This is a genomic window from Campylobacter sp. P255, from assembly GCF_003627915.1.
Classification (GTDB): domain Bacteria; phylum Campylobacterota; class Campylobacteria; order Campylobacterales; family Campylobacteraceae; genus Campylobacter_D.
Window position 1 is genome coordinate 99,409 of the sequence record NZ_NREN01000003.1, and the last position, 25,774, is coordinate 125,182.

At 31.6% G+C, this 25,774-nt stretch carries 23 protein-coding genes; 4 read left to right on the forward strand and 19 right to left on the reverse strand.

Annotated features, from left to right (window positions below):
- Window positions 1–120: 120 nt before the first annotated feature.
- The gene (locus CKA54_RS02540) at window positions 121–1,842 is read right to left on the reverse strand and encodes a GMC family oxidoreductase (protein ID WP_120759718.1); all 1,722 of its coding nucleotides are present in this window, start codon (window positions 1,840–1,842) and stop codon (window positions 121–123) included.
- A gap of 3 nt (window positions 1,843–1,845) precedes the next feature.
- Complete coding sequence (locus tag CKA54_RS02545; protein ID WP_120759720.1) at window positions 1,846–2,574, reverse strand: gluconate 2-dehydrogenase subunit 3 family protein; 729 nt, start codon at window positions 2,572–2,574, stop codon at window positions 1,846–1,848.
- A 242-nt stretch (window positions 2,575–2,816) separates the two neighbouring features.
- On the opposite strand from CKA54_RS02545, the gene CKA54_RS02550 reads away from it, so the two are divergent.
- On the forward strand, window positions 2,817–3,401 hold the full coding sequence (locus CKA54_RS02550; protein ID WP_120759721.1) for an NAD(P)H-dependent oxidoreductase: 585 nt from the start codon (window positions 2,817–2,819) through the stop codon (window positions 3,399–3,401).
- Here CKA54_RS02550 and CKA54_RS02555 read toward each other — a convergent pair.
- From CKA54_RS02555 to lgt, 6 genes are all read right to left on the reverse strand, one after another.
- Window positions 3,391–5,208 (reverse strand): dynamin family protein, encoded by a 1,818-nt coding sequence (locus CKA54_RS02555; RefSeq protein ID WP_120759723.1) that lies wholly within the window; start codon window positions 5,206–5,208, stop codon window positions 3,391–3,393. The genes CKA54_RS02550 and CKA54_RS02555 overlap by 11 nt on opposite strands.
- A complete protein-coding gene (locus CKA54_RS02560) occupies window positions 5,198–7,423 on the reverse strand; it encodes a dynamin family protein (protein WP_120759725.1) in 2,226 nt (741 codons plus the stop codon). The genes CKA54_RS02555 and CKA54_RS02560 overlap by 11 nt, the downstream gene beginning before the upstream one ends.
- The gene (locus CKA54_RS02565) at window positions 7,401–8,126 is read right to left on the reverse strand and encodes a fumarate reductase iron-sulfur subunit (RefSeq protein ID WP_120759727.1); all 726 of its coding nucleotides are present in this window, start codon (window positions 8,124–8,126) and stop codon (window positions 7,401–7,403) included. Before CKA54_RS02565 ends, CKA54_RS02560 begins: the two co-directional genes overlap by 23 nt.
- A complete protein-coding gene (locus CKA54_RS02570; RefSeq protein WP_120759729.1) occupies window positions 8,119–10,110 on the reverse strand; it encodes a fumarate reductase flavoprotein subunit in 1,992 nt (663 codons plus the stop codon). Before CKA54_RS02570 ends, CKA54_RS02565 begins: the two co-directional genes overlap by 8 nt.
- Window positions 10,094–10,873, reverse strand: a complete 780-nt coding sequence (locus CKA54_RS02575) for a fumarate reductase cytochrome b subunit (protein WP_120759731.1) — start codon at window positions 10,871–10,873, stop codon at window positions 10,094–10,096. The genes CKA54_RS02570 and CKA54_RS02575 overlap by 17 nt, the downstream gene beginning before the upstream one ends.
- A 77-nt stretch (window positions 10,874–10,950) precedes the next feature.
- Window positions 10,951–11,766 carry a prolipoprotein diacylglyceryl transferase gene (lgt, locus tag CKA54_RS02580; RefSeq protein ID WP_120759732.1) on the reverse strand — a complete coding sequence of 272 codons (816 nt, stop codon included), beginning with the start codon at window positions 11,764–11,766 and terminating at the stop codon, window positions 10,951–10,953.
- Between the two features lie 74 nt (window positions 11,767–11,840).
- Here lgt and CKA54_RS02585 point away from each other — a divergent pair, with 74 nt between their 5' ends.
- A complete protein-coding gene (locus CKA54_RS02585) occupies window positions 11,841–12,635 on the forward strand; it encodes a hypothetical protein (protein WP_120759734.1) in 795 nt (264 codons plus the stop codon).
- Here CKA54_RS02585 and CKA54_RS02590 read toward each other — a convergent pair.
- Genes CKA54_RS02590 through CKA54_RS02615 form a run of 6 tightly spaced genes read right to left on the reverse strand, consistent with a single transcriptional unit; the run spans window position 12,622 to window position 16,811 of the window.
- Window positions 12,622–13,161 carry a hypothetical protein gene (locus tag CKA54_RS02590; protein WP_120759736.1) on the reverse strand — a complete coding sequence of 180 codons (540 nt, stop codon included), beginning with the start codon at window positions 13,159–13,161 and terminating at the stop codon, window positions 12,622–12,624. The genes CKA54_RS02585 and CKA54_RS02590 overlap by 14 nt on opposite strands.
- The gene (locus CKA54_RS02595; RefSeq protein ID WP_120759738.1) at window positions 13,148–13,699 is read right to left on the reverse strand and encodes a hypothetical protein; all 552 of its coding nucleotides are present in this window, start codon (window positions 13,697–13,699) and stop codon (window positions 13,148–13,150) included. Before CKA54_RS02595 ends, CKA54_RS02590 begins: the two co-directional genes overlap by 14 nt.
- Window positions 13,696–14,661, reverse strand: a complete 966-nt coding sequence (locus CKA54_RS02600; RefSeq protein WP_120759740.1) for a hypothetical protein — start codon at window positions 14,659–14,661, stop codon at window positions 13,696–13,698. Before CKA54_RS02600 ends, CKA54_RS02595 begins: the two co-directional genes overlap by 4 nt.
- A 5-nt stretch (window positions 14,662–14,666) precedes the next feature.
- The gene (locus CKA54_RS02605) at window positions 14,667–15,290 is read right to left on the reverse strand and encodes a lysophospholipid acyltransferase family protein (RefSeq protein WP_120759742.1); all 624 of its coding nucleotides are present in this window, start codon (window positions 15,288–15,290) and stop codon (window positions 14,667–14,669) included.
- Entirely contained in the window at window positions 15,274–16,572 is a 1,299-nt protein-coding gene (gene miaB, locus CKA54_RS02610) for a tRNA (N6-isopentenyl adenosine(37)-C2)-methylthiotransferase MiaB (protein WP_120759744.1), read from the reverse strand. Before miaB ends, CKA54_RS02605 begins: the two co-directional genes overlap by 17 nt.
- Complete coding sequence (locus CKA54_RS02615; RefSeq protein ID WP_120759746.1) at window positions 16,569–16,811, reverse strand: HP0268 family nuclease; 243 nt, start codon at window positions 16,809–16,811, stop codon at window positions 16,569–16,571. The genes miaB and CKA54_RS02615 overlap by 4 nt, the downstream gene beginning before the upstream one ends.
- Before the next feature lie 123 nt (window positions 16,812–16,934).
- Between CKA54_RS02615 and nusA the strand changes: the two genes are divergently transcribed.
- On the forward strand, window positions 16,935–18,026 hold the full coding sequence (gene nusA / locus CKA54_RS02620; protein ID WP_120759748.1) for a transcription termination factor NusA: 1,092 nt from the start codon (window positions 16,935–16,937) through the stop codon (window positions 18,024–18,026).
- Here the strand turns inward: nusA and CKA54_RS02625 are convergent.
- The 3 genes from CKA54_RS02625 to CKA54_RS02635 are packed head-to-tail and all read right to left on the reverse strand — an operon-like array spanning window position 18,023 to window position 20,891.
- A complete protein-coding gene (locus CKA54_RS02625; RefSeq protein WP_232087566.1) occupies window positions 18,023–18,376 on the reverse strand; it encodes a hypothetical protein in 354 nt (117 codons plus the stop codon). The two genes, nusA and CKA54_RS02625, sit on opposite strands and share 4 nt — an antisense overlap.
- Window positions 18,373–19,746, reverse strand: a complete 1,374-nt coding sequence (locus tag CKA54_RS02630; protein WP_120759752.1) for a cytochrome P450 — start codon at window positions 19,744–19,746, stop codon at window positions 18,373–18,375. Before CKA54_RS02630 ends, CKA54_RS02625 begins: the two co-directional genes overlap by 4 nt.
- A gap of 8 nt (window positions 19,747–19,754) precedes the next feature.
- The gene (locus CKA54_RS02635; protein WP_120759754.1) at window positions 19,755–20,891 is read right to left on the reverse strand and encodes a DUF829 domain-containing protein; all 1,137 of its coding nucleotides are present in this window, start codon (window positions 20,889–20,891) and stop codon (window positions 19,755–19,757) included.
- Between the two features lie 165 nt (window positions 20,892–21,056).
- Here CKA54_RS02635 and CKA54_RS07720 point away from each other — a divergent pair, with 165 nt between their 5' ends.
- Window positions 21,057–22,565 (forward strand): SGNH/GDSL hydrolase family protein, encoded by a 1,509-nt coding sequence (locus CKA54_RS07720; protein WP_120759756.1) that lies wholly within the window; start codon window positions 21,057–21,059, stop codon window positions 22,563–22,565.
- Here CKA54_RS07720 and CKA54_RS02645 read toward each other — a convergent pair.
- Window positions 22,562–23,740: a capsule biosynthesis protein gene (locus tag CKA54_RS02645; RefSeq protein WP_120759758.1), complete on the reverse strand. Its 1,179-nt coding sequence runs from the start codon at window positions 23,738–23,740 to the stop codon at window positions 22,562–22,564. The two genes, CKA54_RS07720 and CKA54_RS02645, sit on opposite strands and share 4 nt — an antisense overlap.
- A complete protein-coding gene (locus tag CKA54_RS02650; RefSeq protein ID WP_120759760.1) occupies window positions 23,737–25,764 on the reverse strand; it encodes a capsular polysaccharide biosynthesis protein in 2,028 nt (675 codons plus the stop codon). Before CKA54_RS02650 ends, CKA54_RS02645 begins: the two co-directional genes overlap by 4 nt.
- Between the last annotated feature and the right edge of the window lie 10 nt (window positions 25,765–25,774).

Below are 25,774 nucleotides of genomic sequence, written 5' to 3' on the forward strand. Positions count from 1 at the left end.
AAATCTTATCATTGCTGCTATCGTTGGTGGTGCATGTGGAGTTGCACTTCATTTATGGAAGAAGAAAAAAGAAAAAGATAACAGCGAAAACAAGTGAAGCCAAAAATGCTTCACTTGTTTTTACACTAATTGTCTGCCTATTTGGTGGTATTTTAAAATACCTTCAGCACAACGATAAGCCAAAGCCCCGACTGTATCAGTAGGGTTATATCCGCTATTATGCTGAAAATTTCCTGCACCCACAACAAAAAGATTATCCATATCCCAATGCTGCAAATAGGTATTAACAACGCTTGTTTGAGGATCATCACCCATGGTAGTACCACCTGTATTGTGCGTAGATTGATAAGGTACTATACTATAATCTTTCAAATACGCTCCTTTTTTGATCGACTTCACACCTTGCATTTTTTTAGCAACTTCAGCTGTTTTATCGGTCATAAATTTATGCAAAGCACGATCTTGATCTGTAAAGTTATAAGTAAGTCTTACTAGTGGCATACCAAAAGCATCTTTATAGGTTGGATCCAAACTTAAGTAGTTATTTTTATGTGGTAAAGATGCACCTTGTCCACCCACTGTAATAGCTCTTGTAAAATTATAATTTAAGGCTTTTTTAAATTCTACACCCCAACTTGGAGTTCCTTTTGGTATTGGAGCTGATTGGATAGGACGGTTTCCAAGTTGCACGCTATAAATCATCGCACCATGTAAAAATTTCTCTCTTGAATGGTCAAAATTATCCCCATTAAAATCATCACAAGTTGTACCCAAAGCACCTGAACCCATAAAAGTGTTAAATTGCTCATCAAAAAACGCTGTCGTACCCATGTTGATTTGATAACAATAATTTCTGCCTAAAGTTCCTCTACCTGTATTGGGGTCATATTGTTCGCCTATACCACTTACCATTAAAAGCTTAGCGTTGTTAAACATATAACTTGTAAGCACTACAATATCTGCTGGCTGAATATACTCTTTCATGGTTCTTGTATCCACGAATTTAACTCCGGTTGCTTTTCCATCTTTTTTAAGTATTTCTATAACATTACTATGTGTTCTTATGGTGTATTTTCCTGTGCTCATGGCTTTTGGTATAACTGTGTTAATAGGACTTGCTTTAGCACCATACTCACAGCCAAAACGCTCACAATAAGCACAGTATTGACATGGGGCTAGATCCTGACCATCTGGGTTAGTATAACCACCTTTTGAGTTGGCTGCAGGCAGTCTAAATGGATGCATTTTAAGATCTTTTGCTGCTTTTTCAAAACGCTTAAGCATTTTAGTATTTTCTAAAGGTGTTTGAGGATAAGGACTTGATCTAAAAACACCCATTTTCTCTGCTAGAGGATTTTCCTCTCCACAAATACCGCAAATTTTTTCAAATTTATCATAGTAAGGCTCCATATCTTTATAAGTTAAACCCCAATTTTGTAAAGTATAATCACTGCCTAATTTATTGCCGTATCTTTCAAAACTTTTTGTTTTGATTTCAAAATCATAAGGCAAAAATCTAAAAGTCCATCCATTCCAGTGCACTCCTGCACCGCCAACATTATTACCAAGTAAAAAAGAACCCATTTTTCTATATGGCAAAGCAAGATCTTTTATATGTTGGCGAAAAGTCACTGTGTCTTTTGAGCAATCTTGCATTAAGCCATAGTTAATACCATACCTCCACTCATCATGGATCATTGCAAAATTTTCCGTAGTTTGCATTGCACCACGTTCTAAACTTAACACATTCAAGCCTGCTTTAGTAAGCTCTGCTGCTACTATACCGCCTGTCCAACCTGCTCCTACTGTTACTACATCTACTTTTTTTAATATTTCAGCCATGCTTTATCCTTCCATATCTGCTAAGCCCATAGGCTCCATGTTAAAAAATTCATCACTTGCTATTTTGTCTATATAACTCATTTGTGCCCCTGGATATTGCATCATTCTCCAACCATTTTTATTATCATTACCACCATAAATTGGATCAGATAAAGCTCCAGCTATCGTCATTTCTCTTAAAAGCGTAAAAAATTCAGAAGATTTAAATCCTATGAAATCAATTTTATTTTTTTCCAAATCAATCAAAATTTTGTCCTGATCAGTTCCTTTTAAAGATGAAAAGCTTTTTTTATAACGCTTTTGAGAAATAACCTCTAAAGCTTTAACACCTTCTAAGAAAATATCATTGCGTTTCATAGGAGTTTGATAACCTTGTTCAGGCATACCTTCTATAAAAGGTCCTTGTAGATACTCTCTATCATTATAGCCATATGCTGAGGCTAATTGATTATCGATAAAATAAGGCACACCCAAACCTATAGCGCCCTCTCCTTGTTCATCTTTTGGGTATATTCTCTCGCATGCTGCGCTTAAATTATCAAAATCAGTTTGCACTTGAAAAAACATTCTTCCTCTTACTTTGTTAGATTTATCTTGAGTACTTTTATGTTCATGTGCTAACTCTGCAGCATGTAGTACAGTTCCACCTCCTATAGTGCTAGCAGCGATCACGCTACCTCCCAAAAGACTTAACTTGAAAAAATTTCTACGATCAATGACATTGTCTTGCATATTACCTCCTTTTTTTGTTGACATAATCAACTTATATTCATTCTATTCCTATCTGTTTTAATTTAATCTTAAATATAAAAAATAATACAAATTACGTATGATTTTTAAAAAACACTTCATAAAAAGTAACACTTTGTATTTTTATACTTTCTTTGAGTATAGTATCTTACATTAATTTCTGTATTGCATTTAAATGCTAGTTTATCTATAATTATACTTTCACGCTAGAAAAGGATATTACCATGAAAAATATTTTATTACTTAATGGATCAAAAGAGTTAAAATTTTCAAAAGGCAAGCTAAATACAACCTTACAAGAACTTGCAAAAGAAACACTAACATCACTAGGTTATCATATAAAAGAAACGATTATCGACAAGGGCTACACCATAGAAGAAGAACTTCAAAAGCTCATGTGGGCTGATGTATGGGTATATCAAATGCCTGGCTGGTGGATGGGAGAACCTTGGATAGTAAAAAAATACATCGATGAGGTCTATATACAAGGCAAGGATCAATTTTTCATCAATGATGGACGAACTAGTGCCAACCCTAGCTTAAATTATGGCACCGGAGGTTTGTTAAAAGAAAAAAAATACATGTTTTCTCTCACATGGAACGCACCTATTGAGGCTTTTAATTTAAAGGGTGAATTTTTCGATGGAGTGGGGGTTGATATGGTGTATTTGCATTTACACAAAACACACCAATACATGGGAATGAGTGCCTTACCTACTTTTATATGCAATGATGTATGTAAAAACCCACAAATACCAACATATTTAGAAAACTACAAAAAGCATTTAGAAGCAATATTTAAAGCTTAGCAATTTGTGATTTGATGCTAGAAATCATTGATTTTTTAGCTTCAAATTCATGATGTAAATTTTGTATAAAATGCTTTTTTGCTTCTATTAGTTTTGTAAAAGTTTGTATGTAATTTTGATAAATTTTTAAAACAACGGGCTTATTTAAAAGTAAATCTTCAAATTCATACACATTAAGTTCACTTAAAACCCTTTGATATACCTCACTAGCTTTTGGATAATACAAGCTAAACTCGGTGCTATCTAACTCATAAAATTCCTTACTCGCATTCATTTTAGTACTAAAAAATCCTAAAGCAAGCTTAGTAGCACTTTCATAATTTGCCAAAGCTTTGAGGTTTAATTTTTCCAAAAACAGGTCAAGTTCAAGTTGGCTTTTGAATAACAATTGCTTAAAGTCTTTCACAAAAAATTCTTCACTAGCACTTGCAAAACTTCTAAAACTAGCAAATTCTTCTTCGCTTTCTAATTCGTTTTCTTTTTGTAGATTAGAAAACTGTGCTTTAAATAGCAAAATAGGCTCTTCTAAGGTGCGAAAAAGTTGAAAAAATTCATCTTTGATTTGATTAAATTCCAAAGCAATCTCATTTTTCATTTTTTTAAATTCTTTATTCATCGTTTCAGAATGATAAAACATAGCCAAAAAAGCATCATCGCTTGAAAGATAAGGTGCTTTATAAGTAACCTTTTCATAAAGATTTTTTTTAAACAATCCCTTAGCTTCTTTATAGTAACAACTTTCTTTTTCTTTGATTGATTTTAAAATTTCTTGAGCGATTTTCTCGCCAACAAGCTTCAATTTGTCTAAACAATGATGATTTAAAATTTGGATTTTTCGCTCTAGTTCTTTAGTATAAAAAAACTCTAAAACCTCATCTAGTTTGAGTTTTAACTGTTCTAGTGTATCTTGAAAAAGATCATATTGATTCAGTAAAATTACACACAAAAGATCAAGTTTTTCTCTGATAAAATCTTTTTTAATATTTTCATAATCAAGCCCTTCTAAATACTCATACAATAACGGCAAATTAGATTTTTTTAAATCAGTTTTTGCCTCTTTACATGAAATAGCAATAAGCTTTTTGAAATATTTATCAAAAACTAAATGCGCATAGCTTAGTACATTGTCTAATTCTTCTTGATTTAGTTTATCTTTTTGATTTAGCACGCAAATTCCACCACGCTCTAAAAGCTTAGCATTGGCTTTTATAGCTTCTTCTTCACTTTTTTTACCTGCATTATCAATCAAACTAAGCCAAATCGCACTATGCATAAAAGAAAGTTCTTTATAAGTAGTAAGTGTATCGATATCATTTGCGTTAAGTCCTGGAGTGTCTATAAGCGTGATATTTTTTAAAAGTTCAACAGGCGCAAAAAGATGTAAGCTTTTAGTTTCTTTTAATTCATTTCTTTGATCGCTAAAATGCGAAAGCTTACTTATATCTACAATCTCATCACTTCCATCTTCATACTCTACTCTTAAAAAATACTCCTTAGCATAACGTAAAAAAGTCGGTTTAAAAGTCACTGGCACCACACCTGTTGGTAGACATTCTTTTTTTAAAATCAAATTTAAAAGCGTAGATTTTCCGCTTGAAAACTGCCCTATAATAGCTATATTAATCGGCTTTTTATAACTTGCTATAATCCCTTCAAGCTCTTTTAAAAAAACCCCATTTAAACGCAAACTTGGCTCTAAAAAGGCATTTTTAATCGAAAGAATTTTTCCCTCAAAACTATCATCGAAACTTTTGCAATAAGTCTTCTCATAAGCTTTTAAAAAATCTTCAATCAAATCATTTTGCATTTAAAAGCTCCATTTTCAAAGTCTTTAGTTGATTAAGTTTGATATTGTTTTTTTCTAGAAGTTCTTTGGTATTTTGCTCATTTTGCTCCATTTGTAAAATCAAGTCTTTTAAATCTTTAAGCTGTTCTTCTTGTTCTTTTTCATATAAATTTAAGCTAAGCTCCAAATGAGCAAAAAACTCTTGATTGTGTTTTAATTCATTTGCAATTTTTTCTATACCAAAATTTTGCAACTGCTGTAAAATTTGCTCTTCTAGTATAGTCTCTAGTTTATAAATATCCTTATTTTGCATAAGATTTTCTAAAAGATCTGATTTTAACTTAGCAAAGAGTTTACCACTGAAAATATTTTCGATTTTTGTCTCAACCTTATTTTTAAAATCATCACAATTTTGCGCTAAAACACCTTTTAAAAAGTCATACTTCATACTTAAAGTGTTTTTAATTTCGCTGATTTTACACTCGCTTTGGTATTTTAACTCCCTTAAAAGATCAAAAATTCCATCTTTTAAAGTTGTATCGATAATGGTGCTTAATCTTTGGAAGTTATTTTTGATTTTATTGTTTTGGTTGTACTTTAACTCATCTATGAGTTTTTCTTTTAGCTTCTTAGCTAGTAAATGCGAAAGCGTTGTAACTTCTTGTGTATTTTCATCTTTTGCATTAAAAAGAGTATTTAGCTCTATTTTTATCTGCTTTAATTTGTCCTTTTTTGCTTTAAAATCATCAATAATGAGTTTATTTTGTTGGTCTAATTCAAAATTTTCATAACTTAGCAATTTATTGGAAAGATTGGTTTTTTCTTCAAGTTTTTCTACATGCAAAAGCAATTCTTTTTTATAAGCATTTAGGGCGATTTTATTTTTATCATACAAACTTTTAGCTATAAGCTCTTCTAGAGCTAAAATATTACTTTGTTCTAAATTCCCACCTTTGTTTTGATAAAAATCATTTGCGAGTTTAGAAGAAATACATACAAACTCTACATTTTTTACTAGCTCTTGATCAAGCTGTCTTTGGGCTAAATTTTCTTTAACTTTCTTTTGAGTATAACTAATCACTTCTTGTAGATCTTTTTGATCAAGCAAATCTGCTTTGGTAAGTACAACCAAAAGCTTGCTTACTCTTGATGTTAATAAACATTCTATGATAAATTCCGTATCTTTTTGACTAAGACTTTGAGAAGCATTCATAAGATGGATCAAAAAGTCAGCTTTTTGGATATAACTTTTTGTTAAAAGCTCTCTTTGGATAATCACATCATCAAGACCTGGGGTATCAACGATGTAGACATTGTCTTTTAAAAAATCAAGCATAGAAAAGAGTTCTATTTTTTTAATGAGTGTAGAAATTTTATTTTTTGCACTAGTATAATCTTTAAGTGAATTAAAATCAACTTCTAAAGTTTTACCATCTTTTTCAATGTACTTAGATATATTAAAATTTTCTTCAAGTTGCGTGATAAGATCTTTCATATCTTGATTATCTCTAGAGCTTTTTAAGATCTCCTCCCATTCTTCCTTGTTCCAAAAATATATCTTTGCCTTATGTTCTTGACCATATTTTAAAACACTCAAATTTGCAGTCTCTGGCACATTTGATACCCCTAAAAAGTCTTGCTTTAAAAGCGCATTTAACATGCTTGATTTACCTGCATTTACAACACCTGTTACCGCGATAGAAAAATCAATACTACTAAATTTAAGCAAAGCCTCTTGCAAAAGCTTTTGGACTTTATCATCATCACAAATTTTTTGTATGCTTTGATTGATATCATCTAAAGCTTGATGAGAATTTTTACTTTCTTGTTTATAATCTTTTTTAATTGTCTTTTGTTTAGATATAAAGGTATAAATTAAAGTGTTATCTGTAATTTTTTGAAGTTTTTCTAAGTCTTTTAAAAGTTCGTTTTTATCCAAAATTCCTAAAATCAAAGCATTAATAAAACAAACTTGCGCATACTGTATGCCATAAAGATCTAAACGTAAATTCAAACTTTTCATCAAGTTTTTAAATTCACTTAAAGCACTAAATCTTTCATAATTACTAAGATCAGTACTTAAAATAATCGCAGCTTTTTGAGTATCCACCATACTCTCATCAAGCAATGCATGAGTATCAAGATAGACGCTGTGGTTTTTCCAAATTTGTTCTAGTAATGCTTTAATAGCCCCCTTTTCTTGGGGGCTAGGATTATTTATTTCTTTGGGCGACAAGCTGTCTTCTCATATAAGCGATTTTACTTTGTAAAGGAAGCTCTTTTGGACAATTATCCTCACACGCAAGCAAAGACATACACCCAAATACGCCATCATCATCACCCACTAACTCATAAAAATCTTCTATACTTCTGTGATCATGTGGATCTTGTAAGTATCTAGCTGTTCTTAAAAGTCCAGTAGCTGCGATAAAATCAGGTCTCATTAGTTTAGTTGCACACGAAGCAACACAAATTCCACACTCTATACAACGATCAAGCTCGAAAGTCTCATCAGCAACTTCTGGCTCAATACGCTCTTCAAGTTTAGAGATATCTGTTTCTTTTTCATTATGTACCCAGCTCTCAACACGCTTACACATACCATCAAACCACTCGCCTGTGTTAACACTTAAATCTTTAATATGTCTAAATGCAGGCAAAGGCATAAGCTCTATAACACCATCTGGATAATCTTTTGTCAAAGTTTTACAAGCTAATTTTGGCTTACCATTAATCATCATCGCACAACTTCCACAAATCCCTGCTCTACATACAAAGTCAAAGCTCAAATCTGCATCCATTTTTTCTCTAATTTGAGTTAAGCACACAAAAATTGTCATAAATGGAGTTTCTTCAAGCTCATAAGTAACAAAATGAGGCTTAGAAATTTTACTTAATGGGTTGTATTTAAATGCTCTTATTGTTAATTTTCTACTCATAATCAACTCCTATTCTTTGATTTGGTGCTTTAAATTTAGCTTGCAATTCATAAGGCATTAAAGCATGCTGAATTTCATATCTACCTTTGCCTTCTGCTTCCATTTTCTCGCGGATCGCATCAACTTCAGCTTGACGTTTTTCGCTGAGTGGATTTTCTATGATATTTCCTTTAGCACCATAACCTCTAAATGCTGGTGGAATTTCCATTTTCATAATGTCAAGATCTTCATACTCAACCCTAGGCATGCTTTCACCCTCTACCCAGTAAGTATTTGTTCTTTTCATCCAGTTTAAATCATCTCTTTTTGGATAATCTTCTCTATAATGAGCCCCACGACTTTCTGTTCTTAAAAGTGCTCCATAAGCAACACATAGAGCGATTTTTAGCATTCTTGGAACCCTGTAAGCTTCTTCTAGTTCTGGATTTGCACATTTTAATTCTTTATCATGTACTTTCAAATCAAGTGATTTATGATATAGCTCTTCGAGCTCTTTCACCGCTTCTTCAAGACCTTGACCTGTTCTAAAGATAGCTACTTTTTCCCACATGATATCTTTCATTCTATTTTTAATTTCAAATACATCATGTTTTCCTTCTTTACTTACAAGAGATTTTAAGTAATCATACTCTTTAGAAAGGAAAGATTTAACAATATTAGTATCAATCTCACTGCCATTTTCTTTGCAGTATTGTGCAAAATAATCCCCTATAATCATACCTGCAACAACAGTTTCAGAGCATGAATTTCCACCCAAACGGTTAAAACCATGCATATCCCAACAAGCTGCCTCACCACATGCAAAAAGACCGCTTAACCATTGGCTTTCACCGGTTGGCTTTGTTCTAATACCACCCATTGAATAGTGCTGCATTGGTAAAACTGGTGCCCAACCTTTTGGACCCTCATCAGCAGGATCAATACCATTAAATGTCTTACAAATATCTTGAACATCACGAAGATTTTTTTCAACATGAGCGCGACCAAGGATCGAAATATCAAGCCACAAATGATCTCCATAAGGACTTTTTACACCTTTTCCTTTTCTAATATGCTCCATCATTCTACGACTTACAACATCTCTACTTGCAAGTTCTTTTTTCTCAGGCTCATAATCAGGCATAAAACGGTAACCATCTACATCTCTTAAAATACCACCATCACCTCTACAACCTTCAGTTAGCAAGATACCACTTGGTACGATTGGAGTTGGGTGAAACTGCACTGCTTCCATATTTGAAAGTCTGCAAAGTCCGGTTTCTAAAGCAATTGCAGCTCCTGTACCTTCACAAATTACCGCATTAGTAGTTTGCTTATAAATTCTACCATAACCACCTGTTGCGATCATAGTTCCTCTAGCAACATAAGCAATCAACTCTCCATTGGTTAAATCTCTTGCTATAGCTCCTAAACATTTTTTACCATCGTGGATAATTCTAACCGCTTCCATTCTATCGATGATTTTAACCTGATGTTTAATCGCTTCATTTGCCACACCATATAGCATACAATGCCCTGTTGCATCAGCAATATAGCATGTTCTCCATTTTTTAGTACCACCAAAGTCTCTTGCATTGATTAAACCATGTGCTTCTTCTTTTTCTTCAATCGTTGTTTTTTGTGCATTGATAACAACGGTTCTAGGTCCTTTTGTAACTCTAGTCCAAGGCACACCCCAAGCAGCAAGCTCACGCACAGCTTTTGGTGCAGTTTGTGCAAACATTCTTGCAACTTCTTGATCACAACCCCAGTCAGATCCTTTTACAGTATCAGCAAAATGCACATCTTCATTATCGCCTTCGCCTTTAACACTATTACCCAAACTCGCTTGCATACCACCTTGTACAGCAGCTGAGTGAGATCTTTTAACTGGACAAATACTTAATAAAGTTACACTTTGACCACTTTTTGCAACTTCAATAGCAGCTCTTAAACCCGCAAGACCACCACCGATAACTAAGGCATCACTATATTGTATGTTCATATTTAGCTCCATCATAAGTTTTTACTATTTGTGCTATAGAATTATTTTGATTATTTTTTAAACCTATTTTTGCAAAAGCAGCTAAGCTTAGTAAACCTAAAACTAAGAAGAAAACACTAATAAACCATTTTGCTTTTTTCAGTTTTTTACGGCTTTCTTTTGCGTCTTTTCCTTCAAACCAACCCCATTTTACACACAATCTATAAAGACCGATACTTCCATGAAGTTCAACACAAATTAATAAAGCAAGGTAAAATAACCACATAAAATGGCTCACTACTCTATCACCTGACATATCAGCACTGATTTTATCTGCATTAGTTATTACAAAGATTAAGTGTGCAGAACCCAAGAAAAACATCACAAAACCTGTTGCAGCTTGAACCCACCATAAAGATGAATCACCATGATTCATATATTTTAAATGCGTTCTGCAAAGTTGATATTGTCTAAAGTTGATAGGAAATTTTCTCATAGCAAGAGCAGCATGCACAAAGAAAATCACCAAAACACAGGCAGCTAAGAAAGAAGTGATGTAGCTCATCATAGGGCTATCAATGATAAATTTTAGTTCTAAAAAATGAACCACTGAATCAAAAAAATCATCACTAACCAAAATGGTAGAAACGAAAAACATATGTGCCCACATAAACAAGCCCAAAAATAAGCCTGTTGCACTTTGAATATAGTCAAGCTTTGCTGGCATTTTGCTTTTTTTGCCATCAATACTCTTGCCTAGAAAACCTTCAATGAGTTGGCTCATACTTTACTCCTTTAAAAGTTGATAAGTTTTAATATCGGAGCAATTATAGAACTTTTATTCTTAAAATAAATAAAAATTTATAAACTTTTTTTAACAATTCTTAAATAAAAAGATAAAATAAGTCCCAATAACAACATCAATAAACTTAAAATTTGCCCCATGCTCAAACCAAGAGCAACAAAGCCTATACCATAATCAGGCTCTCTATAAAACTCGCAAATAAAACGAGCTATGGCATAAAAAATCGTATAATATGCGATCAACTCGCCGTTGTATTTTTTATATTTTTTTATCAATAATAAAAGAATAAAAACAACAAAACCTTCCAAAAACGCTTCATAAAGCTGAGAAGGATGACGCAATGCCCCGTCTACATAAATACCCCAAGCCACATCGGTGCTTCTACCGAATAATTCTTGATTTAAAAAATTTCCTATACGTCCAAAAATATAACCACAAGGAACACTAATAGCAACTAGATCAAGATATTTCCATAAATTTTGTTTATTTTTTTTACAAAAAGCATAAGTAGCGATCAAAAAACCCACAACCGCGCCATGATAACTCATACCTCTAATCCCTACAAATTCTCCATTATAAAAAGGATTAAAAATTTGCCAAGGGTGAGTAAGATACCAAAAAGTGTGCGCATCATAGATTAAAATATAACCCAATCTTGCACCCAAAATCACACCGATTTCAACCCAGATAAAATAACTATCAAGCATTGCTTTTGAAATTCCCATTTTATCTTTAATAGCATAGTATTTTGCCACCATTAAAGCAACTAGCAAAGCCAACACATACATAATGCCATACCAATGCACTTTTAAACCAAAAATTTCAAAAGCAACTACATCAAAATTTGCATAAATATTTTGCCAAAATTCCATAAACTTACCTCTATTATAAAACTTATAAATATAGCAAAAAATTGTTATAATTATAAAAATTACAAGGAGATAAAATGAAAAAAATACTACTATTTTTGATCATGACTTTGTTTTTTAGCGCATGTACAAGCAATCCAAAAACTTACTATATTTCTATGCCTCATTTTAATAGCTCTTATGAAGAACACAATAACACCGATCATCAAGGACCCAAAGTCAAGATTAATGATATTGAAATAATCAAAAACACTTTTTATAGTTCTTATTTTGAACAATCAACTCTCAATCAAAGAATCAATAAAAGCTTAGAACTATTAAAACAGCAACTCCTTAAAGATGCACAAGCACTGCTAATAAGCAAAGGCTACACAATAGACAATCAAAATCCAGACTATGCTTTTAACATTACCATTAGTGCTAACTTGTATGAAGATAAAGTAACAAGAAATTCAAATTTTGGTGGAAACAATGTTGAATCTTCTTTTATGATTATTCTAGAAGCTCAAAGCAATTTAAATCATTTACACCAAAGCGATACTTTTCAAACAGCAACAAGTTCAGCTAAGCTTAATGATCCCATCGTTTTAAATTATCCTACTAAAGGAGATACAGGTTTAGAAAGTTTTAGACAAGTTTATAGTGCCGTTCCTACACAAGTTAATGAAAGTATCGCGGCTAGTGCTTTAGAGGTTGACAAAGTTTTTATCGCTTTTTACAAAGAAATCACTTCGAGTTTAAAGACAAGTATACAAGAAGTCAAAGAAGAATCTAAACCCTTAGAAAATCCACCTGCACAAGAAGAACCCGTGCAAGAAAATGAAGAAAAATCAAATCCTTATCAAAATAACGAAGTAATCATTTTTGAATAGCATCAGCATAAAACACTTTGATCTTAAATTTAAGATTGATGTGTTTTTCCTCTGACTTAAATTCCACAGGTGTTGAAATTTCGATTAAATTTTTATACTTTTGTAAATCATTCAAAAAAGAATAAAACGCTTGTGGTTTTTTCATTTTTACATTTGCTTCAAATTGATATTTTAAGTATTTTTGTTCTTTTTTTATAGGAATGAGATTTATCTTTACATCATCAAAATAGTTCTTCATAAAACTTAATAAATCTTTTTGTGAAAACTCTGTATTAATTTGAGTAAGTTTTTTGGCATTAGCTTTTTGAAAATCATCAATCACTTTTTCCAAGGCTTTTAATTCATTTAAAGCTCTTGTATTTTGAATTTGCTGCGTGGCTAGTCTTGAATATTCGATTTTATAATCTTTTAAAAAAGGCACAATTAAAAATAAAATCAAGATCGCACAAAGCGCAACAAAAGAAAAAGAATAAATCAATATCCTTAATACATCTGCTTCTTCTAAACTTTTATCATTTTTGTTCATACATTTCCTCTGGTATGGTGATATTAACACTAACAAAGCGATACCAACCATTTTCTAATTGATAATAACTTGTTTGAGAGTTAGAAAAAATACTTCTTAATGGAGCTTCCAATAACAAAGCAAACATTTCCTTAGTAGGCGTAATACCTCTTAAAATCAATGATCTATCTTCCATTAAAACTTCATCTAAAGATATGCTTTTAGGCACCAAAGTGAAAAGATTTTGAATGCTTTTTAATAAAACCTTATTTTTTCCATTGTCTTGATTTTGCCCCTCATCACCCAAGATCAATTCAGCTTTATCATTTTGTCTTAGTAGCTCATGGTATTTAAGTTTATTTGCATTGATTTGAGCAATAATTTGAGCTAATTCTTCTTTTTTGTTATTTAATTGTATCGAAGCATAATAACTTTTAAAACTCACCACAACAAACACAACAAAAATCAAAGCCACACTAATACTTGTAAAATATATCCAAATTCGAGTGAAAAGATTGAAAACTGGTTTTATTTTAGGTTTGATTAGACTGTATCTCATAATCTCAAATCCTTCACCATAAGTTCATTCATCAAATTTAAAGTGTCTATAAGCTCTACTTTTGGTTTTATAAAAAGTTCATTTTCTAAAAAATTCAAAGAACTCGCGCTAAAGCTTTCCTCATCAAAAATCACAATTTCTTCTAAAAAACTATTATCATATAGAGGATTTTGATAAAATTCTTTTACACTTGAGATGATGTATTCTATCATTTTCATATCAGAACTAAAACCTTCTAAAGAATCAATGTTAATTTCCTCTTGTTCGCTTTCCATCTCTTCAAGCTTTTCAAGCTCTTGACTCATTTCTTCTAGACTTTTTAAATCAAAGTTTTCTTCATGTTCTTCATCTTGATTTTCATCATCAATTTTTAAGTCAAATTCTTCTTGAATATCATCAAAAAAATCAAGCTCTTCATAAGTTTGGCTAGCGATATTAAAATAACTTCCAAATAAAATCATCTCTTTTTTGCAAATTAGCAATGCAACTACTTCATGGTATCTATAAACATAAAGTCCTATTTTATCTTCAAAACCTTTACTTTCGATACAATGATACAACAACGAAAAAGGCGAATACAACAAATCCAACCCACCAAAAGGCTCATAGTCTTCTTTGTAAACCCCAAGCGATTCATTAGAAGCATATAATAAAGCATTTTTAAAAGGTATACTTTTTACACTATTGACATCAACTCCAAATTGAGAAAGTTCTTTTAAGTTTAAGCTTGGTACCACACCTTGAGCAATAGGCGTGAAAAAAGTACTAATATAATAAATCTGAAAATCTTTTGTTAAATTCTTAATGTATTCTATGGCTTTTTCTTTATCTTCAAAACTTTTTTCAAAAGTATCAATGGCTTGAGATTTTTTCCATGTATGACATCTTATAATGTATTGTTTTTCATCATAACAAATGCAAACTAGAAGTTGTAGAATGTATTTTCTAAAAAAAGATAACATCGTGTTTATCCTTTATCTATTTGACTTATGATATCAAATTTTTCTTTTATCATTACTTTAGCTTCTTCTAAATTTAGATTTTGTATTTGGACTTCATCACTAAGTCTATAGGTAATCTTAGAAAAAGGCTTAGGTAAAATCATCTTATCCCAACTTTTAAATTCCCAAAAAGAACTTGCTTCATAATTTAATAAAAAAAGCGGGGTATTTTTTTTCAAAGCTATCATCACAGACCCATCTGAAACACTATGATAAGGACCTCTTGGTCCATCTGGTGTGATAATCACATCATCACCTTGATCTAAAACCTTAAAAGATTGTTTTAACAAAGTCAAAGCACCTTTGCTTGTACTACCTCTTAAAGTATTTAAACCAAACAAAGCAATGTTCCTAGCAATGATTTCTCCATCTTTATGGTACGAAATCATCACATAAGCCTTTTTTCCTTTAATGCCCATTTTGCGATATGCAAAAGGCATTAGAGCAAGTCTTCCGTGCCAAAAAAGTATCACGCAAGATCTGCTTGGAAGTTTTTGCCCTAAATAAACCTTCCTACAAGTTAAAAAGATCAACCATTGTAGTAAAAAAATTCCAAAAGCGAGTAGATTAATCTTAAAGGATTTCACCATTTAACACCATACGCCTAGGATTGGTGATTTTCACTTTTTTCATTTGCCCTAATAACTCTTCACTACCTTTAACTTGTACCAAAAAGTTATTGTCGCTTCTACCGGCTACAAAGCCTTCGCTTCTTAGTTCTTCAAATAACACTTCAATTTCTCTATCTTTTTGCTTTGCAACAATCTCATCTAAAATTTCTGTATGTCTAGCTTGTAAAATACTTAGACGTTTTGAAGCGATATCATCAGGAATTTGATTTGGCATAGTTGCAGCTTTGGTTAGCGGTCTTTTGGAGTATTTAAAAGAAAACATTTGCTCAAAACGCACTTTTTCAAGCACATCCATGGTGTCTTCAAAGTCCTTACCGCTCTCACCAGGAAAAGCTACAATTACATCTGTAGAAATACTTACATCTTTACACATAGAACGTAGTTTTAACGCTCTATCTAAATACCACTCTTTCGTATAACCTCGCTTCATAGCTTTTAAAATTTCGCTAGATCCGCTTTGTAAAGGCATATGCATAGACTTACATACTTTAGGATTTTTAGAAAAAACCTCTAAAAATCTATCATCCATATGTAAAGGATGCGGGCTTGTAAAACGGATACGCTCCAAACCTTCTATCTCACTTAATTTTTCTAAAAGATCTGAAAAATTAATCTTTTCGTGTGCATTAGAAAATCTTTTACCATAGTTGTTGACATTTTGTCCTAGTAGAAAAATCTCCTTAGCTCCCTTAGAAACGGCTTTTAAAGCTTCATTTTTAATGATCTCAAAAGGTATAGAAATTTCATCACCTCTTGTGTGAGGCACAATACAATAAGTACAGTGTTTATCACATCCTATAGAGATATTAATATAAGTTTTATAAAGACTATTTCTAAAATCTGCAAAAGCATAATTACTCTCATCAAAATCGATATCATTACCCAAAAATTTTGGAGTATTTACTGCTTTTGTAATCTTTGAAACATTTCTAGCACCCAAAACAAAGTCAACATTAGGAGCGCGCTTAAAAATTTCATCTCCTAAATGCGAAGCCGTACAGCCGCAAACACCTATTTTGGCACCATTTTTTTTGATTTTTTCAAAACTTCCAACTTCTGAAAAAAGTTTGTGCACGGGTTTTTCGCGCACTGAACAAGTATTGATCAAAATCAAATCTGCCTCTTTGGCATCTTGAGTTAACTCGTAATTTTCTTTTTCTTTTAGTTCAGCTATCATGTGCTCAGAATCACGCACATTCATAGCACAACCTAAAGTCTGTATAAAAAGTTTTTTACTCAAAGAATGTGTACCTCATACATAAAATCTGCATCATCTAAACCATACTTGATTGTTCTATGATAAACACACTTTCCTTTTTTTTCAAAATGCTCCACCAAAGCGATTAGTTGCTTGTGAGCATTATCCTTATCAAAATAAAAAAATTTCTGACCTTCTTTATCCACAGCCTTTTCAATACTCTCTAAACTTATACTTTTTGGCTTTTCTTCAACAGAGGTTCTTGCTATTTTTAAATCCATATCATCATCCTCAAGTTTTTTTAATCTAAAATTATAACAAATTTTACTTTTAATTAAACTTATTAAAGATATAATTTTAATCTTCAAAGTTTAAAAATCCAAAATTAAGGTTGTATTGTCACTATGGAAAAAATCACAGATATTATTGAGTCCATTGCTAATGAAAAAAATTTGCAAATAGAAGATGTAAGAGAAAGAGTTAAAAAAGCACTAATTAATACTGCTAAGAAAATTTACGGCGATAAATATGAATTTTTTGTAGATTCTAGTAAAAATTTACAACTTTATCAAAAAATCATCGTTGTAGCAGATAATGATGAAAGGTTAGAAAGCGAAAATGAACATTTTATCGCCTTAAGCAAAGCAAGAGCTGAAGCTAAAGATGTAGAAATTGGTGATGAGTTAACCTACGAATGTTCTTTGGAAAATTTAGGCCGCACTGCTGTAAATATTTTACATAAAGAACTAGAATATCACATTCAAAAACTTTTGGAAGAAAAAATTTACGAGAAATACCAAAAAATGGTAGGTCATATGGTTTTTGGTAGTGTTGTTAGGGTTGATAGTGAAGAAAATACTTATGTAGAAATCGATGAGTTTCGCGCATGCTTACCTAGAAAAAATCGTATTAAAGGTGAGAAATTTAAAGTTGGCGATGTAATTAAAGCTGTGATTAGACATGTATATATTGATAAATCGGGTATGAGAATGGAGCTTAGCAGAACTAGTCCTAAATTTCTAGAGGCTTTATTAAAAGCTGAAGTACCTGAAATCAAAGATGGTCTTATTAATATTTATGCAAGTGCTAGAATTCCAGGTGAGCGTGCAAAGATTATCCTGCAGGCTAATAGTCCAAGCGTTGATGCAGTAGGTGCAACTGTGGGTGTAAAAGGTGTTAGAATTAACGCAGTAAGTAAAGAATTAAAAAATGAAAATATCGACTGCATTGAGTATTCTAATGAAATGGCGATTTTAATCACAAGAAGTTTAGCTCCAGCGATTATTAATTCTGTTGGCATTGAAGATAAAAAAGCTATCGTAACGCTTAATAGCGAACAAAAAAGTAAAGCTATAGGAAAAAGCGGGATCAATATACGCTTAGCAAGTATGCTTCTTGGATATGAGATAGAACTCAATGAAGTAAACAGTGAAGAAAAAACTAACAACCAAGAAGAGGCATTTAAAAATCTTAAAGCCTTATTTGGAGAAAATTAAAGTTGCTTACCGACAGTTTGCTCGGTAAGCTTTCTTGCTAAAACTAAATCCACTATGGGTTGTTCTCTTTTGTTAGCTTTTTGGCAATGATTTTTATCAAAAAAATCCGTAATTTTTATGACTATTTTAGCCCATCGTTTATCGCGTTCTCTCCACGCATGTGAAGACAAAGACTCCCACGCATAGCCATTAAACAAAGTTGCATTAACAAAATGATCAAGCGCTCTTACACCCTGTCTAACTCTTGCAGGATTACCAAAAGTACCCACCACAACAATAAAAAGATAACTAATCACCGCCAAAGGAACAATGGCACAAAGTAGTATCGTTCCTGCTAATTTTTCTTTCATTTTTCCCTTTTTATAAATCTAATATTCATACCATTAGCTGATCTTATAGTCAACCTTCCTACAACATCAGGTACAAAATTTTCTTCTAATTCTAACCTATAAGTCCTTAAAATATTTGCTAAAATCAAAACAGCCTCTTGCATAGCAAAACCCTGCCCTATGCACACACGCTCACCCATACCAAAAGGCATATAAGTGTCTTTTTTAATCTTGCTTTTATCTTCATGGCGACTTGGATCAAACTCATGTGGGTTTTCCCAAAAGCTATCATGTCTATGGATAAGCCATGGAGCTACCACTACGCCAGAACCTTTTTTAATGAGCTTATCTCTCATTTTGCTTTCATGTTTTGCTTCTCTAGCAAAAAAACCAACTGGTGGATAAAGCCTTAGACTTTCTTTAAACACATTTGCGACATATTTCATCGCTCTAATGTGTTCTATTTTAAACTCCTCATTGCCTGCAACTTGCATAATTTCTTCATAAGCTTTTTGCTGCTCTTTTGGAGAAATACTTAAAATATACAATGTCCAAGTTAATGAACTTGCAGTTGTTTCATGGCCTGCTAAAAAAAGCATAGCAACTTGATCTAAAATTTCATTAAATGAAAATCTTTCATTAGTATCTGCGTCTACTACTGCAAGCAGTGAAGATAAAATATCTTCGTATTTTCCTTGATCATTTAAAGCATTATCATACCTTGGCTTTATAATATCTGATAAAACTTGACGTATGGTTGCTCCTGCCTTAAGTCTTTTTCTTTCTCCTAAAAGATTTGAAAGCCAAGTTGGAAAACGAAACATTCTTCGCATAGCCGTTTTAACTGTTTCTTCTTGTACAGTTACAAAAGCATCTAAAACAAGCTTGCCTTTTTGCTCATCAAGTTTTGAAGACATAATGGTTCTAAAAATTACATCTGCAGTTACAAAAGTCATAGCCTCATCTACTTCCACAACTGCTCCATTTTCATGCTTTGCAAATCTTGCCATCATATCAGATGCTGCTTCATTCATTAAATTAAAAACCTTAGAAATCCTTGTCATTTCAAAAGATGGCCTTAAAAGCTCTCTTTGTTTTTCCCATACTCTATCATTTGTAGTAAATATACTTATACCCAAAAGTGGCTCTAAAAGCTCATGCAAAAGTTGGCTTTTTGGGTATTCTCTAACCTCATCTACCATAATGCGTCTAACTTCTTTTGGATCATTTACCACATAAAGATCAAATCCGGGCATTTTCACTCTACCCATCATCATTTTATAACTTCTTTCGTAAAGACCATCAAGCCACGATCTTCTTTTGAGCAAAAAAGTAGTAAGCGTAGAAGCTTTATTTTTATAAGGTTTTGGATGAAAAGGACACTGACCCATGATTTCTCCTATTTGATTTTTTCTTCTAGTTTGTTTTTTCCTATGATAAATTCAAAAAAGTCATACACCCCTTGAATTTGCGTTGCAAATAAATACAAAAAATGGGCTTTGTATTTGTCTTTTTTGATTTTTCTATAGTCTTTATTTGGATACAAAGTATGAAATTTAGCAGAAAGGTATCTAGGGCTAAATTGTGCTTTTACTCCACTTGTGCGTATGAAATCAACCTGTGCAAAACAAGCCCCATCAATAATAGAAGTAAAATCATACCATATTAAATTTTTACTTCCCAAATATTCTAAGTCTTTTCTAAACTCAAATGATCTTTTTTGATAACTTACCAAAGGTATGCACTCGCCTAAAGTCAAGACTTTTAAATTTTTAAAAGATATATTTTCTTTTTCGCATTGTCTAAGTACTTTTGCTAAAACATTTATGCAAAGCACTGTTCCTACGCTATGTGCACTTAAAATAAGTTCGTAGTTTTTATCTTTTGCGTTTTCTTTGATTTTTTGAAAAATTACGCTGGCAAAGTTTTCCATTCTTTGCTCTAACTCTCCTTGGGAATTTTTCTCCCAATTTGCACAAAAAGAACAAATTCTAGCTATCCAAAAAACAGCCAATTTCTTACCTAATTTATAAAAAATTCTTGGTAAAACCGCTAATGATAAAATAAAAGTCAAAATCCCCAAAACAATATGAAAATTTTGTAGATAAAATAAACTTCCAAAAGCACAAGCTAAAGTAAAAATCAAACTCAAAAGCACATAAAAAAACGGATAATAACCCGTGATGAGTTGATGTGGGGATTCTTTACCAAATTTTAAAAAAAGCCCAGTGATAGTATAAATTCTAAAAAAGCTATAACAATCGCTCAAAGCATCTTTGATGCCTTCTGACCAATTTTTTTTCACTATATCATTCCAGCTCAAAAAAGTATAATGGGTATGTGTATGGGGAGTTTGGATTTCCCAAAATGGATAAGCATTGTCTTTGACTTGACTTTTTGATAAGGTATAATCATACTTTAAAAGAACATTTTGTGCGGCAAGATTTTTTTTAAACATAGTATAATAATGCCTATAACCCCTAGGATCATATCCAGCAATATAAAAAACATCTCTTTTTTGACACATTTTATCCATCAAAATCCTAAACAAATGAAAATGAATTTAAAAATATAGCTAAAGTTAACATCTTTGTCAAATGCTGAAATACAAGGGATAATAAGGTATTTTTACTCTGAAATTATTCGTTAAAAAACATTTTATAAAATAAATAAAAATTTCTTAAAGCATAGAAAGTTTTAAATGAATATAATCTTACTTGGTGGTAGCAATAGCGTAGTTAAAAATGGACTTCGGATAGGTCTTGAAAATGAAAATATTACTTTACACAATTACGCCTTAGGACTTAGCACTTCTTTGCAAAATCTTTATGAGCTAATACGCCATAAAGATAATATACACAAAAGTGATTACATTATCAGTGAATCTAACATTAATGATTATTTAAGTCCTGTTAGTTTAAAAATCATTCTTCGCAATATTGATTATTTTTATGAGGAACTTTATAAAGCCAACAAAACCACCATAGTACTTATACTCCCCATACCAGCTTGCAATGATAAATCAAAAGCTATCAACGAAGCACACCGAAAAAATTGTGCTTACTATGGTTTTAATCTAATCGATGTAGATCTTTACTACCAAAAAAATCACCTGTATGATTTTGATCAAAACTATAAATTTCACCCTATGCCACTAGCTATGCAAGAACTTGGAAAAAACATTATCAAAAATTTAAACAATTTTAAAAGCTCTAAGACAAATATTTCCTATTCTAACAACCAATTTTATATCTTTAAACCATCAGACTTTGACATACTAGAGCATAAAAATTCATTTTTTCATGAAAAAGTTGCAAGAATTAAAGCTAAAGAAAAAATCATTTTTCCAAAAAATCTTTGCGGTTATCAAATTTTAGGCATTCACACTTGGAATCAAGCCAATCTTGCAAGCCACACCATATCATCTATAAGTATCGAAAATTCTTTCTTTAAGCTAGTAAAAAATTTTGGACTTATCAATACTTTTCAAGATATACAAAATGAAAATGCACTTTGCGATGATCAAACTTCTTTATACCTCAACACTCAAGCAATTAAACAAAGCGAAGAAAGCTCAGGCTTAAGCATGGCAAATGAAAAAACGCCTAGGCTTGATTATATAGACTTGATAGGAATTTTACTGCTTAAAAACGATGAATGTAAAAAGCTTGACTTTAAAAATCATCTTACCAATACTCATGAGTTTTTAATCCCACCTATAGTTTTTTATAAAGAATTAGCACTAGAATATCATGAGCTAACTAGGCTTGATACGCAAACATTTTTACAAAGCCAAAACCATAATCTTTTGCGTTTTTTAAATCATAAAAATTTACAAAAAGAATACGAAACATTTATCCACCAAAATAACCAGCTTTATGGAGCAAGCTTAAGAATCAAAGAAAGATTAAGTTATAAACTTGGGGAGGTGATTATGAAAAATAGCAAAAGCTATCTAGGATACTTCAAAATCCCTTTTGAGTTAAGAAAAGTTAAAAAAGCTCACTTTAAGCAACAAAAAGATGTTAAAAACCTACCACCACTTAAATCCTACGCAGACTATAAACATGCTCAAATAGCCAAAACACATTTGCCTTACCTTTTAGGTAATGCACTTTTGCAAGCTTCAAGAACTCCTTTTAAGCTAGGCTATCTTACCCTACCCTTTAAACTGAAAAAAATTGCACAAAACTATAAAAAGAAATTTTAATCCAAGCTAGTATTTTTGAAGAAATTTCCATTAACTTGGGTTTTATATATCACATAGTTTCTAAATTTAGCATGCAAAACTACATCAGGCTTATAAGCTCTACACTCTTTCCAAAAGGTATGCAAGCTTTTTTGATACGTTAGGCCTTCTATATCATAAAAGGCTTTTCCCATAACCTTTAAAGGACTATTGTGATATAAGGCAGAAAGTCCTACTGTGCTATTTATGACTATAGTGCCTCTTGCATTGATCAAAAGTGTAGGTAAATGCAAATCATGCACATATAAAATTCTACCCTCGACATTGTATTTTAAACTCAAATCTTCTATAAGCTTAGTGTAATCCCTATAGCCACGGTCCATAGGGTGATGTTTAAAAACCAAATAAGACTTTGCTTTAGCATGATTAGCAAAAGAGATAATCACCTCTTCTATAAATTTTTCTGTAGTTTTTTTATAATGATGAGACAACTGGGTATCATTATGCACTTGCAAAATAGCTAAAAAATACTTTTGTTTTAGGGAAAGAATTTTTTCATTAAGTTTTTTTTCGCTGATTTTGTATTTATTTTTTCTATATACTGAACAAAACCAAGGCAAAAAGTCAAATAACTTTAAACTTCTATGGTGCAAGGAGTTGTTAAAACGCCAAGAAAGTAAAAAAGCAAAAAGCCAGTATAAAAACGAAGCAAAGGCCATATTTTTAAATGTGCTTGAAAAAGTTATAAATTTATGCTCTTTATCAAATTTTTTCTGACTTAGATAAAATTCTTTATTTCTTGGTAGAGTTGAGTTTGCATTCACTCCATCTTTTTCAAAAGTAATGAAGTTTGGCCTTATATAACCTTCTTCAAAAATCCACACTTCAATACCCATTTGCTTAGCTACATTAATGGCGATTTCATGTACTTTTCTACAGTCATTGTACATCAGCACTACTTGAATTTGTTTTTCTTCAAAAAGTTTTTTATAAAAGTCTTCAAGCTCGGCTAAGCTTTTGGTATAATTAATACTATTAAAAGGATAAAAGAAAAAATCCCCGCCATTAAAATTTACTTTATATACTTTAGCTTGTGGAATTCTTGTAGCAATTTTACGGAAAAATCCCCCCACAGGACCCTGAAGCAATAAAACATTTTTACCGGAAAATTTTTTTAACTTCTTACTTAAATTCATCGACCTAAAATAAATTCTATGATTCTTCTTATTTTTCTTAATGTATAAATTCTTATATTCATAAACCAACGCAAATAAAATTTAGAAAAATAATCTTTTTGCATTTTTAGCATTATATCTAAAGCAAGCTCAACTTCACATAAATTTTTACTTTTTGGGTGGATGTATCTTGGATAAAGGATCAAAACTCCCGCAACCAACTCTTCCAAACTAAGCACTCTTGTGCGTCTTGGAATTTGATGTAGATCTATAGTTAAACCCCAACCTGCATAAAAAGGCTTGCCATATACTACTACTTTTTTACCACGCAAAAGAGCATCAAAACCGCTCGTAGAAGTGATAGTATGTACTTCATCGCATGCATTGATAGCGCTGTCTATGCTGACATTTTCTATAATTTCATCACAGTGTTTTAAAATAATGCTTTTATCTTTTAAACCTTTACGGTTACCACTTAAAACATCAGGATGTGGTTTAAACACTATAAAAGCATTTTCATTGGCCTTTCTCACACTTTGTAAAAGTTTTAAAGTATCAAAGCCTGCTCCACCTAAGATCATAGAAGCATCATCTTCTACTTGAGCAGGAATTAAAATAATTTTTTTATTGGTGTTAAAATTTAGCTTTTCATGCTTTAGGCCATTATACTTTGAAAATTTATTTTGCGTGATGGTAACAATGAGTTTTTTAGCTCTTTGTTTTAAACTTTCATCAAAGATGTGATTTTGCAAAATATCTTCTAAATCACTTGGCTTACTTGGATCAACATACAAGCCTTTGCTATCTACTATCAAAGAAAAAGGGCGTGTAAGATCTGAACCTAAAAAAACCGAGCGTAAAAAGCCATCTTCTACTAGAAAAATTGCATTTTTAAAATCTTTAGCTAACAAAACTTTATCATGCTTTTTGCCCCAAATGAAAATTTTATCATCAGGATTTAAATTCGCTTTATAAAGTTCACCTAGTGAGTTTAAAAAAATGATTTTGTTGTTATTAGCTTTAAAAAATGGTCTTGTAAATTCTCTTTTCCATTTAGAAAAACCTAAAAAACACAAAGTGTTGGAATTAGCTTGTTCTATCTTTTTATACTTTGCTAAAGTATGGATAGTATCAAAGATGTTGCTTTTTTGATTTAAGTAAGGATTAAAATACTCACTATATAAAATATAAGCAGCGTAAAAGATTTCCTCTAAAGTTCTTTTTTTAAACCTTCTTTTACATTCTAATTTATCTTGGGTTAAACCCCAACCTGCATAAAAAGGCATACCATAACACACGCATTCACTTCCTAACATCAAAGCTTCAAAACCCATACCAGAAGTTTTAGTATAGACTTTTTTAAAATGACTTAGCAATTCTATAGGATTATAATTTTCTTTTATGACAACACATTTACTTGGCAAATCTTGCACATCAAAATCACTTTGCTTTTTACCACTAAGCACATCAGGGTGAATTTTAATATATACTTTAGCATTTGGATTTTCTTTGATCACATCATTTATCATATCTTGAGTTGAAAAACTATCAGCTAAACCAAATTTTAATGAAGCATCATTTGCTACTTGAGTGATGATCAATACACGTTCTTCATTACCACCAAAAAGCTCTTTTGGTATGCAAAGGTTATTATTATACTTGCTAAGTTTTTCTTTTTTTATAAGCTCTATGGCTTTTTTTGCTTGCTCTAGTTCTTCGGTACTAAACTCATAAGAATTTAAAATATTTTCAAGTTTAGATGGCGCCGTGGCATCGTAGTAAATTCCCACATCATCTTTAACGATAGAAAAACTTGGGCTATTTTCTACACCTAAATTTAATGAACGCAAAAAGCCATCTTCTAAAAGTAAAAATTTTGCATCATATTTTTTGGCCAATTCTATAGCTTTTAAACCCGATTTTTTCCTACCCCAGCCCACAAAAATATCTTCTTTTGCGATGTTTTTATAGAAATAGTACAAAGTTATCTTATAAAAGTTTTTAACATTTTCTTTTAGTTTTTTAGATACAGTATAAAATTTCATAATCTCTCTT